The organism is Paraburkholderia ribeironis (assembly GCF_900019265.1).
In the GTDB taxonomy this organism is placed as follows: domain Bacteria; phylum Pseudomonadota; class Gammaproteobacteria; order Burkholderiales; family Burkholderiaceae; genus Paraburkholderia; species Paraburkholderia ribeironis.
The window spans coordinates 88,051-103,763 of the sequence record NZ_CYGX02000010.1 but is presented as its reverse complement, the minus strand read 5'-3'; the positions used below and the strand labels follow the sequence as shown (position 1 = coordinate 103,763).

15 protein-coding genes and 1 pseudogene are annotated in these 15,713 nt (G+C 64.2%); 13 read left to right on the top strand and 3 right to left on the bottom strand.

The window, feature by feature from the left end:
- Positions 1-6: 6 nt before the first annotated feature.
- The 3 genes from BN2475_RS05210 (at position 7) to lipA (ending at position 2,253) form a co-directional block, all read left to right on the top strand.
- Entirely contained in the window at positions 7-333 is a 327-nt protein-coding gene (locus BN2475_RS05210) for a DUF2917 domain-containing protein (protein ID WP_094778486.1), read from the top strand.
- Between the two features lie 173 nt (positions 334-506).
- Positions 507-1,232: a lipoyl(octanoyl) transferase LipB gene (gene lipB, locus BN2475_RS05205; RefSeq protein ID WP_094778485.1), complete on the top strand. Its 726-nt coding sequence runs from the start codon at positions 507-509 to the stop codon at positions 1,230-1,232.
- A 13-nt stretch (positions 1,233-1,245) separates the two neighbouring features.
- The gene (gene lipA / locus BN2475_RS05200; protein ID WP_094778484.1) at positions 1,246-2,253 is read left to right on the top strand and encodes a lipoyl synthase; all 1,008 of its coding nucleotides are present in this window, start codon (positions 1,246-1,248) and stop codon (positions 2,251-2,253) included.
- 182 nt (positions 2,254-2,435) lie between these two features.
- On the opposite strand, the gene BN2475_RS05195 is transcribed toward lipA, so the two are convergent.
- Positions 2,436-3,119 (bottom strand): HAD family hydrolase, encoded by a 684-nt coding sequence (locus BN2475_RS05195; RefSeq protein ID WP_094778483.1) that lies wholly within the window; start codon positions 3,117-3,119, stop codon positions 2,436-2,438.
- A 225-nt stretch (positions 3,120-3,344) separates the two neighbouring features.
- Here BN2475_RS05195 and BN2475_RS05190 point away from each other — a divergent pair.
- Positions 3,345-3,653 (top strand): annotated as a pseudogene (locus tag BN2475_RS05190) (Na/Pi symporter); the annotation flags it as partial.
- A gap of 30 nt (positions 3,654-3,683) precedes the next feature.
- Here the strand turns inward: BN2475_RS05190 and BN2475_RS05185 are convergent.
- A complete protein-coding gene (locus BN2475_RS05185) occupies positions 3,684-4,454 on the bottom strand; it encodes a DeoR/GlpR family DNA-binding transcription regulator (protein WP_094778482.1) in 771 nt (256 codons plus the stop codon).
- Between the two features lie 2 nt (positions 4,455-4,456).
- On the opposite strand from BN2475_RS05185, the gene BN2475_RS33410 reads away from it, so the two are divergent.
- The 9 genes from BN2475_RS33410 to BN2475_RS05145 all read left to right on the top strand — a co-directional run bounded on the left by BN2475_RS33410 (position 4,457) and on the right by BN2475_RS05145 (position 14,952).
- A complete protein-coding gene (locus BN2475_RS33410; protein WP_143325733.1) occupies positions 4,457-4,744 on the top strand; it encodes a hypothetical protein in 288 nt (95 codons plus the stop codon).
- Positions 4,745-4,793: 49 nt separating this feature from the next.
- On the top strand, positions 4,794-5,579 hold the full coding sequence (gene ugpQ, locus BN2475_RS05180; RefSeq protein WP_094778481.1) for a glycerophosphodiester phosphodiesterase: 786 nt from the start codon (positions 4,794-4,796) through the stop codon (positions 5,577-5,579).
- Positions 5,580-5,680: 101 nt separating this feature from the next.
- A complete protein-coding gene (locus BN2475_RS05175; RefSeq protein WP_094778480.1) occupies positions 5,681-6,793 on the top strand; it encodes an ABC transporter substrate-binding protein in 1,113 nt (370 codons plus the stop codon).
- Between the two features lie 137 nt (positions 6,794-6,930).
- Entirely contained in the window at positions 6,931-7,869 is a 939-nt protein-coding gene (locus BN2475_RS05170) for an ABC transporter permease (RefSeq protein WP_094778479.1), read from the top strand.
- The gene (locus tag BN2475_RS05165) at positions 7,866-8,657 is read left to right on the top strand and encodes an ABC transporter permease (RefSeq protein WP_094778478.1); all 792 of its coding nucleotides are present in this window, start codon (positions 7,866-7,868) and stop codon (positions 8,655-8,657) included. The genes BN2475_RS05170 and BN2475_RS05165 overlap by 4 nt, the downstream gene beginning before the upstream one ends.
- 33 nt (positions 8,658-8,690) lie before the next feature.
- Positions 8,691-9,761, top strand: coding sequence for an ABC transporter ATP-binding protein (locus tag BN2475_RS05160; protein ID WP_094778477.1), 1,071 nt, complete (start codon positions 8,691-8,693; stop codon positions 9,759-9,761).
- A 443-nt stretch (positions 9,762-10,204) separates the two neighbouring features.
- A complete protein-coding gene (locus BN2475_RS05155) occupies positions 10,205-11,485 on the top strand; it encodes a dicarboxylate/amino acid:cation symporter (protein WP_094778562.1) in 1,281 nt (426 codons plus the stop codon).
- A 48-nt stretch (positions 11,486-11,533) separates the two neighbouring features.
- Positions 11,534-13,582 carry a sensor histidine kinase gene (locus BN2475_RS05150; RefSeq protein ID WP_245841146.1) on the top strand — a complete coding sequence of 683 codons (2,049 nt, stop codon included), beginning with the start codon at positions 11,534-11,536 and terminating at the stop codon, positions 13,580-13,582.
- Between the two features lie 17 nt (positions 13,583-13,599).
- The gene (locus tag BN2475_RS05145) at positions 13,600-14,952 is read left to right on the top strand and encodes a sigma-54-dependent transcriptional regulator (protein ID WP_094778561.1); all 1,353 of its coding nucleotides are present in this window, start codon (positions 13,600-13,602) and stop codon (positions 14,950-14,952) included.
- A 70-nt stretch (positions 14,953-15,022) separates the two neighbouring features.
- Here the strand turns inward: BN2475_RS05145 and BN2475_RS05140 are convergent, their stop codons facing one another.
- Positions 15,023-15,550 carry a TlpA disulfide reductase family protein gene (locus tag BN2475_RS05140; RefSeq protein ID WP_094778560.1) on the bottom strand — a complete coding sequence of 176 codons (528 nt, stop codon included), beginning with the start codon at positions 15,548-15,550 and terminating at the stop codon, positions 15,023-15,025.
- Between the last annotated feature and the right edge of the window lie 163 nt (positions 15,551-15,713).

Below are 15,713 nucleotides of genomic sequence, written 5' to 3'. Positions count from 1 at the left end.
GGCATTATGCGGGAAATTTCCTCTAGCATCGCGTTTGAAATCCGTAACGGCGAGACGCTGTCGATGAAGGTCGTGCGCAGCACCAAGCTGGTGGTGCACGGCGGTGCGATCTGGGTCACGCGCAGCGACGACACGGAAGATTACTGGCTGCAGCCAGGTCACACGCTGCGGTTGCGGCGCGGTGAGCGGCTCTGGCTGAGCGCCGAGGGCACCACGCACGCGAAGGTGGCGTTCTCGGTGCCGACGCGCTGCGACGAGCGCGCGCTGAACTGGCTCGCGCGGGTCGGCGAACGGCTGGTGACGCGCATGCGCGGAGGCTGGTGCACGGTTTGACGGCAAGCCGGCGGCGCGCGAGGGGCGACGCGCCGCCGTGGTCATGAACGGCGCGCACAGGCGGCAATCGCGCGACAAATCTTCGCCTCAACACCTCCCACTACCGCGGCCTGGCACCGCCGATGCAGTCACGTCCGGCGCGGATTCCGAGATTTCGGTAAACTGCCGGGACTATGTGCGCCACCCCGGTTTTCCCGTCTCAATTGCCCGTCGCGGCGCCGCTCACGCTGCGCTGGCGGGGCCGCGAGCCCTACGAAGCCAGTTTCGCAGCGATGCGCGCGTTCACCGACGAGCGCACCGCCGATACCTCCGACGAAATCTGGCTGGTCGAACACCCGCCCGTCTTCACGCTCGGCCAGGCCGGCGATCCGGCCCATCTGCTGGCCGCCGACAGCGGCATCCCGCTCGTCAAGGTCGACCGGGGCGGCCAGATCACGTATCACGGGCCCGGACAGGTGGTGGCGTATCTGCTGCTCGATTTGCGGCGCCGCAAGCTGATGGTGCGCGAGATGGTCACGCGGATCGAGCAGGCCGTGATCGACACCCTGGCGGCGTATAATCTCGCCGGAGAACGCAAGGCGGGCGCCCCTGGAATCTACGTGGCGCCCGGGCCGCACGCCGGGCTCCATGCCGGCGCCAAGATTGCGGCGCTGGGTCTGAAAATCCGCAACGGCTGCAGCTATCACGGCGTGAGCCTGAACGTGAAGATGGATTTGCGGCCGTTTCTGGCCATCAATCCATGCGGCTACGCGGGGCTCGAAACGGTCGACATGGCAACGCTGGGCGTTGCGGCCGGCTGGGACGACGTGGCCCGTACCTTTGCAGCATGCCTCACCGCCAACCTCGACGGCAGTCCCGCGGCCGTCGCCCAACCGCAGGCCGGTGCGCTCACCGCCTGACTGGACCGAACGAATGACTGACGTTACCGCGAACCTCTCAACCTCTCCTGCGCCCGAAGGCGTGCCGGCTTCCGCCGCTGCCTACGACGCCACCGCGAAGCAGAAAGCGCAAGCCAAAACTGCTCGTATCCCGATCAAGATCGTCCCGCTCGAAAAGCTGAAGAAACCGGACTGGATCCGCGTCAAGGCGGCCACCGGCAATTCGCGCTTCTACGAAATCAAGCAGATCCTGCGCGAGCACAATCTGCACACGGTGTGTGAAGAGGCGAGCTGCCCGAACATCGGCGAATGCTTCGGCAAGGGCACCGCAACCTTCATGATCATGGGCGACAAGTGCACGCGCCGCTGCCCGTTCTGCGACGTCGGTCACGGCCGCCCGGATCCGCTCGATGCGAACGAGCCGGCCAACCTCGCACGCACCATCGCCGCGTTGAAGCTGAAGTACGTGGTGATCACCAGCGTCGACCGTGACGATCTGCGCGATGGCGGCGCGGCCCACTTCGTCGAATGCATCCGGCAGACGCGCGAGTTGTCGCCGCAAACGCGCATTGAAATCCTGACGCCGGATTTCCGCGGCCGTCTGGATCGCGCGCTCGGCATTCTGAACGCCGCACCGCCCGATGTGATGAACCACAATCTCGAAACGGTGCCGCGCCTGTACAAGGAAGCGCGTCCGGGTTCCGACTACGCGCATTCGCTGAAGCTGCTGAAGGATTTCAAGGCGCTGCATCCGGACGTCGCCACCAAGTCCGGCCTGATGGTCGGGCTGGGTGAAACCGAAGAAGAAATTCTGCAGGTGATGCGCGATCTGCGCGAACACGACGTGGACATGCTGACGATCGGCCAGTATCTGCAGCCGTCGGAACACCACCTGCCGGTGCGCTCGTATGTGCATCCGGACACCTTCAAGATGTACGAGGAAGAAGCGTACAAGATGGGCTTCACGCACGCGGCAGTGGGGGCGATGGTTCGTTCGAGCTATCACGCCGACTTGCAGGCGCACGGAGCCGGCGTGGTCTGAGAGACCGGGTTCGGAGTCTTCGGCATTGAGAAAGCCCGCACGTGCGGGCTTTTTTTCGCCTATTGCCTTCGCGTATTGCCAAGCCTTTCTTCGCTGATCAAAAAGGCCAGGCGCGTCACCTCACTTCATGCCACGTCGCGTCAGGTCATGCCACGTCGCGTCAAGTCGCGTCACGTCGCGCTTCAGGTGAACAGTTCGAGCACCGGCCAGCCGCGCTCGGTGGCAATCGCGTGCAGGCGCGGATCGGGATTGGTCGCGACCGGGTGCGTGACACGTTCGAGCAACGGCAGGTCGTTGATCGAATCGCTATAGAACCGGCTCTGCGCAAAGTCCTGCAACCGATAACCGAGCGAGGCGAGCCAGCTCTCGGTGCGCGCGATCTTGCCTTCACGAAAGGTCGGCACACCCACCGACGCTCCCGTAAAACGCGCCAATGGATCATCGCCTTCAGTGCCGAGTTCGATGCCAAGCAGATGCTCGAAGCCGAGCGCCTTGCCGATCGGCGCGGTGATGAACACGTTGGTCGCCGTGACGATGCAGCATAGGTCGCCCGCTGCGATATGACCTTGCACGAGTTCGCGCGCTGCCGGCAGGATGGCCGGCGTGATCACGTCCCGCATGAATCGCGCATGCCACGCGTCGAGCTGTTCACGGGAGTGGCGCGCGAGCGGCGCCAGCGTGTAGTTCAGATACGCGGTCATATCGAGCGTGCCGGCCACGTACTGCCGGTAGTAACCGTCGATGTCCTCGGCGTGCCGCGCAGCGCCTTCGATACCCAGACCCGCAATGAAGTGAGCCCATGCCTGATCGCTATCGAGCGGCAGCAGCGTGTGGTCCAGGTCGAACAGCGCAAGATTGCGGCGCATCCAGCGTCCTCGTGAGCAGAGGGTCGAACGGCGCGCGTCACTCGGGGCAGAGGGTTGGCCGTGAGAGCCGGCGCGCAGTCATCTCCAGTCGACACGAGCGTATAGTTAAAAGCACAAAATTACAATAAGGCAAAATTGTGCAACACTACGCTCCTACACGCCGGGTGCCGATTCGCGTGGCATGCGGTTGGGGTTATGGCAGCAGTATCGAAGGCGCAGTGCTTTATGTTAATTCTCCTAAACCTTCTGGCCGGCGTCGCGCTTCTCGTGTGGGGTTCGCACATTGTGCGCACCGGCATTCTGCGGGTACTCGGCGCCGATCTGCGCGACGTGCTGGGACGCAGCACCAATAGCCGCTGGCGCGCGTTTCTGTCCGGCGTCGGTGTGACGAGCCTGGTGCAGAGCAGTAACGCCACCGCGATGATCGTCACGTCGTTCGCGGCGCAGGGGCTGCTGCCGCTCACCAGCGGTCTCGCCATCATGCTCGGCGCGGACGTCGGCACCGCGCTGATGGCGCGAATTCTCACACTCGACACGATGCACGTGAAGGAATAAGCCGCGCGCCTAAGCCAGAATGATCTGTGCGAGCTTCTTTTTCAGCGCGGCAAAGCCAGCAGCTTCGGCCGCCTTTTTGTTGGTGACGAGCACGTCGATCCGCTCGGCTGGGCAGTATGAAATGCGGCTGCGCTGGCCGATCTTGCTGTAGTCGGCGAGGATCGCCACGCGGTCCGCGTTGGCGACCATCGCACGCGCCACTTCGGTTTCCGCGTGATCGTAATTGGTCGCGCCATGCCGGTGATCGATCCCGACCGGCGACAGCAGCGCCAGGTCCGCGCGATAGCGCTGGATGTCGAGCACGGTGGTGGCGCCGGTGGTCGCCATCGCGCGGTCGCTGATCGAGCCGCCGAGCAGAATGACTTCGTTCGCGGCTTCAGTTTGTTCCGTCGCGCCGCGCATTTTCAGCGCGACGTCGATCGAATTGGTGACGATGGTCAGGTTCGCCAGTTTCGCCAGCTCTTCGGCCAGCGTTGCGGTGGTGGTGCCCGCGTCGATGAAAAGCGTCTGGCCGCTCGCGATCAAACCGGTGGCTGCCTTCGCGATTGCCGTTTTGGATTTGACGCGCATGTGAGCGCGCTCGGCGATCGGCGCTTCGTCGGCGGGCTTGATCGCGCCGCCATGCACGCGCCGCAGTTCACCGAGCGCTTCGAGGTCGAGCAGATCGCGCCGCACGGTTTCGCGCGATACCCCGAGGTCCGCCATGATCCGTTCGGTCGACACGCGTTGCAGCGTGGATAGCAGCGCGCGAATTCTCTGGTGACGATCTTCCTGCCACATGCATGGTTTCCTGGGGATCAAAGCGCCCGGTGATTGCTGATGATCGGTGCGACATCGTGGGCATGGATGTGTGTCCGCACGATGTCAAGCGTACTACTTTACGCGGATTGTGTTGTATTTTTTTGGTGGCTTGCAAGTTTGGGTATTTCAACTTAGCCTTTGCAAATCAAGGCGCTGCGCGTGTCTGGAAGAGCGAATGTGCGCATGCGGCATGCTTCGTCATCCCGACGATGATTCTGCGGTGGCTGGCGCAGCCGAACCATGTCGTCGTGCTGGCGACGGCAGCCTGAAAACGTGTCGAGAGCAAACTGAACCGCTCTATCTGGAAGGTAACGCGACGTGGCAAATGGGATTGATCGCGATTCATCCGCACAGTGGCCTTATCCGCGACTGGTCGCGCATCGCTGTGGCGGCACGCTGGCGCCGGAGAACACGTTGGCCGGTTTCGACGCCTGCGTGCGCTATGGCTACCGGATGGTCGAATTCGACGCCAAGCTGTCCGCGGACAACGAGCTCTTTCTGCTGCATGACGACACGCTCGATCGCACCACCAACGGCCACGGCGCCGCCGCCGAACACACATGGCAGCAACTGGCCGCGCTCGACGCCGGCGCGTGGCGCGGGCCGCAATTCGCCGGCACGCGCCTGCCCACACTCGCCGATGCGGCGCAGCGATGCGCGCTCGATGGGATTGCCGCCAACATCGAAATCAAACCGTGTCCGGGCCGCGACGCGCTCACCGGGGCGCGGGTGGCGAGCGCCGCGCTGACGTTGTGGCAAGGGCAGACGCCGCCGCTGCTGTCGTCGTTTTCGTTCGAGGCGCTGGCTGCGGCGCGCGATGCCGCGCCGTCGCTGCAACGCGGCATGCTGTTCGAAGAGGTGCCGGCCGACTGGCTGCGCATCGTGCGTGAACTCGACTGCGTGTCGTTGCACGCGAGCCACCGCCATTTGAGTGAGCCGCTGGTCGCGCAGATCCGCGCGGCCGGGCTGCGCGTGCTGGCTTACACGGTGAACGACCCGGCGCGTGCGCGGCGGCTCGCGCAATGGGGAGTCGATATGATTTGCACCGATCGCATCGACCGCTTGCCACATGATATGTTGTCCACGCCGGCGAACCCGGCTTGAGCATGGCGCGGGCGCGCAGACGACTCGGCACTGGCGCGCCCCCTGAAGTCGAATCAGAAATTTTCCAAACGCAGCAATTTCGGCAAAGGATGGGGAAGACCATGAACCGCACCGCGTTAGCCCGTTTATTTTCGATGTCGGCCGTTGCGGGTGTCGCCGCGGCCGCTGTCGGCAGCGCTTCGGCCGCGCCGCTCGACGCACTGATCGCCGCCGCGAAGCAGGAAGGCCAGCTCACCGTGATCGCGCTGCCGCACGACTGGTGCAACTATGGGCAACTGGTGGCGGGATTCCAGAAGAAGTACGGCATCAAGATCAACGAGTTGAATCCGGATGCGGGTTCGGGCGATGAAATCGAAGCCATCAAGGCGAACAAGGGCAACAAAGGTCCGCAGGCGCCGGACGTGATCGACGTGGGTCTGTCGTTCGGTCCGTCCGCGAAGGCCGCGGGGTTGCTGCAGCCGTACAAGGTCGCGACGTGGAACTCGATTCCCAAGGAGTCGAAAGATGCCGATGGCTACTGGTACGGCGACTACTACGGCGTGCTGGCGTTTGAAGTGAACGCCGACATGATCGACAAGACGCCGTCGGACTGGAGCGATCTGCTCAAGTCCGACTACAAGAACGCCGTCTCGCTGGCAGGCGACCCGCGCTCGGCCAATCAGGCGATCCAGGCGGTGTACGCAGCCGGTCTGGCACAAAGCAAGGGCGACGCGAGCAAGGCCGACCAGGCCGGCCTCAAGTTCTTCGCCGACCTGAACAAGAGCGGCAACTTCGTGCCGGTGATCGGCAAGGCTGCATCGCTCGCGCAAGGCACCACGCCGATCATCGTGCGCTGGGACTATAACGCGCTCGCCGACCGCGATACGCTAAAGGGCAATCCGAAAGTGCAGGTGGTGATTCCGAAGTCCGGAGTGCTCGCCGGTGTGTACGTTCAGGCAATCAGCGCGTACGCACCGCACCCGAACGCAGCCAAGCTGTGGATGGAATACCTGTATTCGGACGAAGGGCAGATCGGCTGGCTGACGGGCTACTGCCACCCGATGCGCTACAACGAACTGGTGAGCGCGAAGAAGGTGCCGCAAGCGCTGCTCGACAAGTTGCCGCCGCCGTCGTCGTACAAGAACGTGGTGTTCCCGACGCTGTCGCAACAGGACGCGTACAAGGAAACCGTCACGAAGCATTGGGATGAAGCGGTCGGCGCGAACGTCAAGTAAGCGGCCTGACCGAGTGATCAGTCGCGGCGATGGAGCGCCTGTGCCGCGACATTGCACTGTAGCGTGAAGTGCTGCCGTTGCGCGCCGCTCGTCACGGGCGGCGTGCCGCGTCAGCCAGAAAGCCCCAAGGGTGAGTTATGAGCGCTTCATCGGATGCCGGATCGGTGCAGCCGGAACTGCTGGTTCCGCCGGTGCCCACGCCAACGCCGCGCGTGAACGGGCCGGGCCGTGCGTCGCCACTGCTTGCCTGGATCGGCATGGTGCCGTTCTTCACGTTTGCGCTGATGTTTCTGATTCTGCCGACCGGCTTCCTGATGGTCGGCGCGTTCCAGGATGCGCAAGGCCACTTCACGCTCGCCAATTTCCGCGCGCTGTTGCAGCCGACCGTGCTCGACGCGTACTGGATCAGCTTCAAGGTGAGCGCCGCGTCCTCGCTCGGCGGCGCAGCGCTCGGCTCGCTGCTCGCGTGGGCGGCGGTGCAGGGCAAACTGCCTGGCTGGATTCGTCCGACCTTGATGACGTTTTCCGGCGTCGCGTCGAACTTCGCCGGCGTGCCGCTCGCCTTCGCGTTCATCGCCACGCTGGGGCGCGTCGGGCTGGTCACCGTGTTGCTGAAGAAGTACCTCGGCTTCAATCTGTACGCAACGGGATTCAGCATTCTGAGCTTCTCCGGCTTGACGCTGACCTATCTGTACTTCCAGATTCCGTTGATGGTGCTGATCGTCACGCCCGCGCTCGACGGCCTGAAGCGCGAATGGCGCGAAGCGTGCGATTGCCTCGGCGGCACCGCCTATCAATACTGGCGCTACGTCGCGCTGCCGGTATTGTGGCCGAGCGTGCTCGGCGCGACGCTGCTGCTGTTCGCCAATTCGTTCGGCGCGGTCGCGACCGCTTACGCGCTGACCGGCAGCTCGCTGAACATCGTCACGATCCTGCTGTTCGCGCAGATTCGCGGCGACGTGATGCACAACGAGAACCTCGGCTATGCGCTCGCGCTCGGCATGGTGGTCGTAACCGGCCTGTCGAACGGCGGCTACATCTGGTTGCGCTCGCGTGCCGAAAGGGGGCGTCGATGAAAAGCCAGTCGCGGGTGGGCGCGTGGACCGCGGTGGTGGTCGGCTCGCTGTACTTTCTGATTCCGCTGATCGCGACCTTCGAGTTCAGCCTGCGAATGAAGCGCGGCACGTACAGCTTCGAAGCGTATCGCGTCGTGCTGGCCGATCCGCATTTTCAGGCCTCGTTCGGCTATTCGATTCTGATGGCAGTCCTGACGATCGTCGTCGGCGTGCTGCTGGTGGTGCCGACCGCGTACTGGGTGCAACTGCGTTTGCCGAAGCTGCGGCCGGCGGTCGAATTCATCACGCTGCTGCCGCTGGTGGTGCCGGCTATCGTGATCGTGTTCGGCTATCTGCGCATCTACAACAGCAGTTCGATTCTGCCGCTCACCAGTCACGAACGCGCGACCGACCTGCTGCTGGTGTTCGGCTACGTGACGCTGTCGCTGCCGTACATGTACCGCGCGGTCGATGCCGGCCTGCGCGCCGTCGACGTGCGCTCGCTCACCGAAGCGGCCGAATGTCTCGGTGCAAACTGGCCGACCATTCTTTTCAAGGTGATCTTCCCGAATATCCGCTCGGGCATTCTGTCCGGCGCGTTTCTCACCTTTGCCGTGGTGATCGGCGAGTTCACCATCGCGAGTCTGCTCGACCGGCCCGCGTTCGGGCCGTATCTGCAATTGATCGGCGCGAACCGCGCGTATGAACCGTCGGCGCTCGCGATCATCGCGTTCGCGGTCACGTGGGCGTCGATGGGTTTGATTCAGGTATTCGGCTCGGCCCGCGCGATCAGCGGCCGAAAATTTTGACGCACTGAGTTTGATGGACTGAGGCAGCGAATCATGGCATTCCTCGAGATCGAAAGTCTGCACAAGTCCTTTGGGGCGAACACGGCGCTGCATCACTTCGACATGCAGATCGAACGCGGCGAGTTCATCACGTTTCTCGGACCGTCCGGTTGCGGCAAGACCACGGTGCTGCGAATGATCGCCGGCTTCGAAACGCCGACGCGCGGCGCCATCCGGATCGGCGACAAGGACGTCACGCAGCTTCGCACGCGGCAACGCAAAGTCGGCATGGTGTTTCAGTCGTACGCGCTGTTTCCCAACATGACGGTCGCCGAGAACATCGGCTTCGGACTGAAGGTTGCGCATCGGCCACAGGCCGAGATCGGCCAGCGCGTGCAGGAGATGCTGGAGCTGATCAAACTGCCGCAGCTTGGCGAGCGTTATCCGTGGCAATTGTCGGGCGGCCAGCAGCAGCGCGTGGCGTTGGCGCGCGCACTGGCCGGCAAGCCGGAAGTGCTGCTGCTCGACGAACCGCTGTCGGCGCTCGACGCGAAGATCCGCATTGCCTTGCGGCAGGACATTCGCGCGTTGCAGCGCGAGCTCGGCATCACGTCGATTTTCGTCACGCACGACCAGGAAGAAGCGCTGTCGATTTCTGACCGCATCGTCGTGATGAACGAAGGCCGTATCGAACAGATCGGCTCGCCGTCCGAGATCTACAACTATCCGCGCACCCGCTTCGTCGCGTCGTTCGTCGGCACGCTGAACATTCTGGCCGGGCACGTGGTCGATCCGGCGACCGGCAGGATGGCGGTGGACGGTCAGGAGCTGACCACCACCCAGCCCTTGCCGCCGGACGACGCGGGCAAGCGGCGGCTGCTTGCGCTGCGTCCCGAGGCGATCGTGCTGGAGCCGGCCGCGGCTGGCCGCAACACGCTGAACGCGGTCGTCGAAGAGGTGAACTTCCTCGGCGCGGTGGTGCGTATCCGAACGCGCGTGAGCGACGCGGTGATTTCTCTCGACGTGTTCAACGATCCGAATCGCGGTCTGCCGGAACGGGGGCAGCCGGTGTCGCTGGGTTTCTCGCACGAAAATCTGCTGGTGCTCGAAGAAGGCGGGGTTTGAGCACTGGCCGGGCTGGCCGATTGAATGGACCGACCAGGGCCGACCGACACCGGCACCCACGTCTTGACGCCGCGCACGCCGCGCATCCAGACAGCGCTCGGGTTTTCCCGTAAACGTCGCCTCAATGAATTCCGGATTCCCCGACAGCCCTTGTCCGGATTTCCGGAATCCCGGACGGCGCGCGTCGTCAATGGGATAGAACGGCCATAAAAATCAAATACATAGCGTCAGCGCCAAGCTGGCATCGACCTTGCAAAATAGAGCACGCGGCCGCAACGGACCGACAACTAAAGCAAGGAGACAACGATGTCTGACTTCCCTTCCCGGTATTTCTGAATTCGTCGTCTTGTCGCGGCCTGACGCCGTGCACAGCGCGACGACCATTCGTTCGCATGATGCGCAGCGTCGCAGGCCATGAGCTCATCCCCCTAGCAGGAACCATCGTGAAGAAACCTATCCACAAAGTGCTGTACGTCCAGGTGATCGTGGCGATCATCATCGGTATCGCGCTCGGGCATTTTTACCCGAACCTCGCCGTCGATATGAAGCCGCTTGGCGACGGCTTCATCAAGCTGATCAAGATGGTGATCGGGCCGATCATCTTCTGCACGGTGGTGACGGGTATCGCCGGCATGGAAGACATGAAGAAGGTCGGGCGCGTCGGCGGCAAGGCGCTGCTGTACTTCGAGATCGTCTCGACCTTCGCGCTGGTGCTCGGCCTCGTCGCCACGCACCTGCTCAGGCCCGGCGCCGGCTTCAACATCGACCCGGCTACGCTGGACGGCAAGGCGGTTGCGTCGTATGCCGCGAAAGCGCACGGCCAGACGACCGTCGACTTCCTGATGCATCTGATTCCGGACACGTTGTCGTCGGCTTTCGCGCAAGGCGAAATCCTGCAGATCCTGCTGATCGCGCTGCTGTTCGGCGCGGTGCTGGCGACGGCCGGTGAGAAGAGCAAGCCGGTGACGAATTTCATCGAAGGCCTCTCGCACGTGCTGTTCGGCATCGTGCGCATCATCACCAAGCTGGCGCCGATCGGTGCGTTCGGCGCGATGGCGTTCACCATCGGCAAGTACGGCATCGGCTCGCTGCTGCCGATGCTCAAGCTGATCGGCACGTTCTATCTGACCTCGATCGTGTTCGTGGTGGTCGTGCTCGGCATCATCGCCCGCGTGGTGGGTTTCAACATCCTGCGCTTCGTCGCGTACATCAAGGAAGAGATGCTGATCGTGCTCGGCACGAGCTCGTCCGAAGCCGCGCTGCCGCAACTGATGCTGAAGCTCGAAAAGCTCGGCTGCTCGCGCTCGGTGGTGGGCCTCGTGGTGCCGACCGGCTATTCGTTCAACCTCGACGGCACCAACATCTACATGACGATGGCCGTGCTGTTCATCGCCCAGGCGACCAACACCGACCTCACGTGGACGCAGCAGCTCACTTTGCTGGCGGTGACGATGCTGACCTCGAAGGGCGCGAGCGGTGTGACCGGCGCAGGCTTCATCACGCTGGCCGCGACGCTCGCCGTGGTGCCGACCATTCCGCTGTCGGGCATGGTGCTGATTCTCGGCATCGACCGCTTCATGAGCGAATGCCGCGCGCTGACCAACATCGTCGGCAACGGCGTGGCGACGGTGGTGGTGTCGGCATGGGAAAAGGAACTGGACCGCAGCAAGCTGAACGCGGCGTTGCGCGGCGACGTGGCGGTCAAAGAACCCGCCGGCGTTTGAGCCGCGCACCGGCAAGACACTCTTCATGATGGCCGCGGACACCCGCGTATGACCCCGGTGACCGCGCGCCGACCGTCGGCGTCGTCGGCAGGCCTTGCCCTCGCCGACGACGCGTCGCCTTATGCCACAATGTCCGATGCCTACCAATCGGACCTTGCCAACGTGACGCGCCGCCTGCTGATCCTCTTCGCGCTCGTCGCCGGGCTCGTGGCGGCGTGCTGGCTGACCTACAGCGTCGCGTGGCAAAGCGGAATCGACAACTTGCGACAGAACGCTGCGGCGCGTGTCGAGCGCACCGCCAGCACGCTGAAAAGCACGCTGGAGCGCTACGAGTCGCTGCCCTATCTGCTTGCGGAGCATCCCATCGTGCAGGACGTGCTGGTCGATCCCAGTCCGGCCAACGTCAAGCGCGCCAACCTGTATCTCGAGGACCTGAACCGCCACGCGCGGGCCACGGTCACCTACATCATTCCGCTCGACGGTTATTGCGTCGCCGCCAGCAACTGGCGCGGCCCGGGCAGCTTCATCGGCGGCAACTATCAGTTCCGGCCGTATTTTCTCGACGCGATCAATGGCGGCGTGGGCCGCTTCTTCGGCATCGGCACGATTTCGCAGGCGCCGGGCTATTACATCTCGCAGCCGGTGCGGCGCGACGGCAAGATCGTCGGCGTGGCGGTCGTCAAACTCGATCTCGAATGGTTTCAGGGCGCGGATGCGTCCGAGCCGCTGGTCGTCACCGACGATCACGGCGTGATCTTTCTGTCCTCGGTGCCGGCGTGGAAATATCACACGATACGGCCGCTGTCGGGGCAGGTCGCCGATTCGATCTACCAGGCGCGGCAATACGCGCAGCAGCCGATCGCGCCGCTGCCGCTGACCATCGAGCGCGTGCTCGAAGGCAATGCGCAGATCGTGCGCATCGGCGGCGGACGCCGTGCGCCGCGTTATCTCGCGTCGCGGCGCAGCATGGGCGAACCGGACTGGCATCTGATCACGATGTCGCCGGTCGCTCCGGTCGACGCCGACGCGCGCAACGCGACCATCGTCACGGGCTTCGGCTACGTCTCGCTGGTGCTGCTCGCGTTCTACTGGAGAATGCGCCGTGCGCGCGTGCGCGAAGTGATGCGTAGCCGCGGGTTGCTGCAAAAGGCCTACGCGGAGCTGAACCAGCGGGTCGCCGAGCGCACCGTCGATCTTTCTCAGGCGAACGAACAATTACAGAAGGAAGTGGCCGAACGCACGCGCGCCGAGCAGGAGTTGCGCGCCGCGCACGATGAACTGATCCAGGCGAGCAAGCTCGCCGCGCTCGGTCAGATGGCGGCCGGCATCACGCATGAACTCAATCAGCCGCTCGCCGCATTGCGCGGTTTCTCCGACAACACGCGCGTGCTGCTCGAACGCGGCGACCAGGCGTCGGCGCGCGAGAATCTCGAGGCGATCGCGGCGCTCACCGAGCGCATGGGCAAGATCACCAATCAGCTGAAGCTGTTCGTCGGGCGGGCGCGGCCGCGCAGTGCGCGGGCGCCGATCGTGCGGGCGTTGCGCAACGTCGTCGCGTTGCTGCAGAAGCGCTTGCAGGGCGTCGAAGTCGAGTACGCGTTGCTCGATGCGCAAAGCGGCACGCGCACGCCGCTCAGTCTCGCCGACGACCATCCCGAACCGGTCGCGCATTGCGACGACCTGCGGCTCGAACAGGTGCTGATCAACCTGCTCGGTAATGCGCTCGACGCGACGGCCGGGATGAGCCCGCCGCGCATTTCGATCGTGATCGAAGTCGCCGAGGCGAACCTGTCGATCGCGGTCAGCGACAACGGCCCCGGCATTCCCGATGACGTGCTGCCGCATCTGTTCGAGCCGTTCTTCACGACCAAGGAAATGGGCCACGGGCTCGGTCTCGGCCTGGCGATATCGTCGTCGATCGCACGCGATTGCGGCGGCACGCTGGTGGCGCGCAACGCGCCGGACGGCGGTGCATTATTCGTATTGACGCTGCGCCGTGCGCGCGCTCAGACGAACCCGCCAGCGAACCCGCCAGCGAACCCGCCAGCGAACCCGCCAGCGAACCCGCCAGCGAACCCGCTGACAACCGGTTCCTGAACCAGATGGAAAACGCGATGCAGAACAACGGCCTGCAAGTGCTGTATATCGAAGACGACGAACTGGTGCGGCGCGCGAGCGTCCAGAGCTTGCAACTGGCGGGCTTCGACGTGATCGGCCACGCGTCGGTGGAGTCCGCCGCGAAGACGATCAGCGCGGATTTCTCCGGCGTGATCGTCAGCGACATCCGCCTGCCCGGCGCGAGCGGACTCGATCTGCTTGCGCAGTGCCACGAGCGCGCACCCGACGTGCCGGTGATCCTGGTCACGGGTCACGGCGATATTTCGATGGCCGTGCAGGCGATGCGCGACGGCGCGTATGACTTCATCGAAAAGCCGTTCGCCTCCGAGCGTCTGATCGAAACCGTGCGGCGCGCGCTGGAGCGTCGCAAGCTGGTGCTCGAAAACCTCGCGTTGCGCCGCGAGCTGGCGGAGCAGAACACGGTCGCGCCGCGGATCATCGGCCGCAGTCCCGCAATCGAACAGGTGCGGCGGCTGATCGCCAACGTCGCGCCGACCGATGCGTCCGTGCTGATCAACGGCGACACCGGCGCGGGCAAGGAGTTGATCGCGCGCAGCCTGCATGAGTTGTCGCCGCGGCGTGACAAGCCGTTCATCGCGGTCAACTGCGGGGCGCTGCCCGAGCCGATGTTCGAGTCGGAGATGTTCGGCTACGAACCGGGCGCATTCACCGGCGCGGCCAAGCGTCGGATCGGCAAACTCGAGCACGCGTCAGGCGGCACGCTGTTTCTCGACGAGATCGAGAGCATGCCGCTCGCGTTGCAGGTCAAGCTGCTGCGCGTGTTGCAGGACGGCGTGCTGGAGCGGCTCGGCTCGAATCAGCCGATTCGCGTGAATTGCCGCGTGGTCGCCGCCGCGAAGGGCGATATGGCCGACCATGTGGCGGACGGTTCGTTCCGGCGCGATCTGCTGTACCGGCTGAACGTGGTGACGATCGCGCTGCCGCCGCTCTCCGAGCGACGTGAGGACATCGTGCCGCTTTTCGAGCACTTTCTGCTGGATGCGGCGGTGCGCTATCAACGCCCAGCGCCGATGCTCACTGATCGTCAGCGCGCGAGCCTGATGCAGCGCGACTGGCCGGGCAACGTGCGGGAATTGCGCAATGCGGCCGACCGCTTCGTACTCGGCATCGCCGACGAGCCTGTCATGACTTTCGCCGACGATGAAACGGCCACGCAGCCGTTGAAGGAACGCGTCGAGCAATTCGAGCGGGCGATGATCGCGCAAGCGTTGGAGCAGGCGGGCGGAGCGGTCGCAGTGGCGGCCGACCGGCTGCAACTCGGTAAAGCCACGCTCTACGAGAAGATCAAGCGCTATGGCCTTGCGGCCAAAGGCGAAGCGGAGCGGTGAGGATGGACGGCGCCGGCGGCACGATGCGGCGCCGGCGCATTTGAACCAGATTGGTTCAAACAGGCAGGCGTTACGTTTTCAGCGCCTTTTCCAGCAGCTGGTCGAGTTCCGCGAACTGCGGCTCGCCGACATAGCGTTTCAGGATCTTGCCGTCCTTGTCGATCAGGAAGGTGGTCGGCGTGAGCTGGACGTTGCCGAACTGCTTGGCGGCCGAGCCGTCGTCCATCGCCACCTTGAACGGCAACTGGCGCGTTTGCGTGTAATTGGCGACGTACATCGGCGCATCGTAGTTCATCGCGACCGCGACGAATTCGAGTCCGCGACCCTTGAAGCGGTTATAGGTCTCGACCATCTGCGGCATTTCCTTCATGCAGGTATCGCAGCTCGTCGCCCAGAAGTTGACCAGATAGACCTTGCCCTTCAGATCGGCGGTGGTGACTTTCTGGCCCGATAGCAGCGTGAACGTCGCATCTGGCACGCGCTGCTGGCCAGCAAACGCGAAGTAACCGGCGATGACCAGCGCGAGGACCACGGCGCCTGCGATGAGGTAGCGAAGCGGGCTTGCGCGTCGGGCGGCGGTGGATGGATTGGAGCTCATGAACGGAACCTCGGGAGTCGCGCGGAGCGCGCGGGACATTGGGTCGGTCTGGGGCGTTGGGCCCGGTGCTGGACAGCGTCGCTATTGTAGCTCCATTAGCCGGTTCCGGCGGCGCGGCAGGAGGCGGGGCGGGAGCGGATAATACGGCTTTACGTCCTCGTCA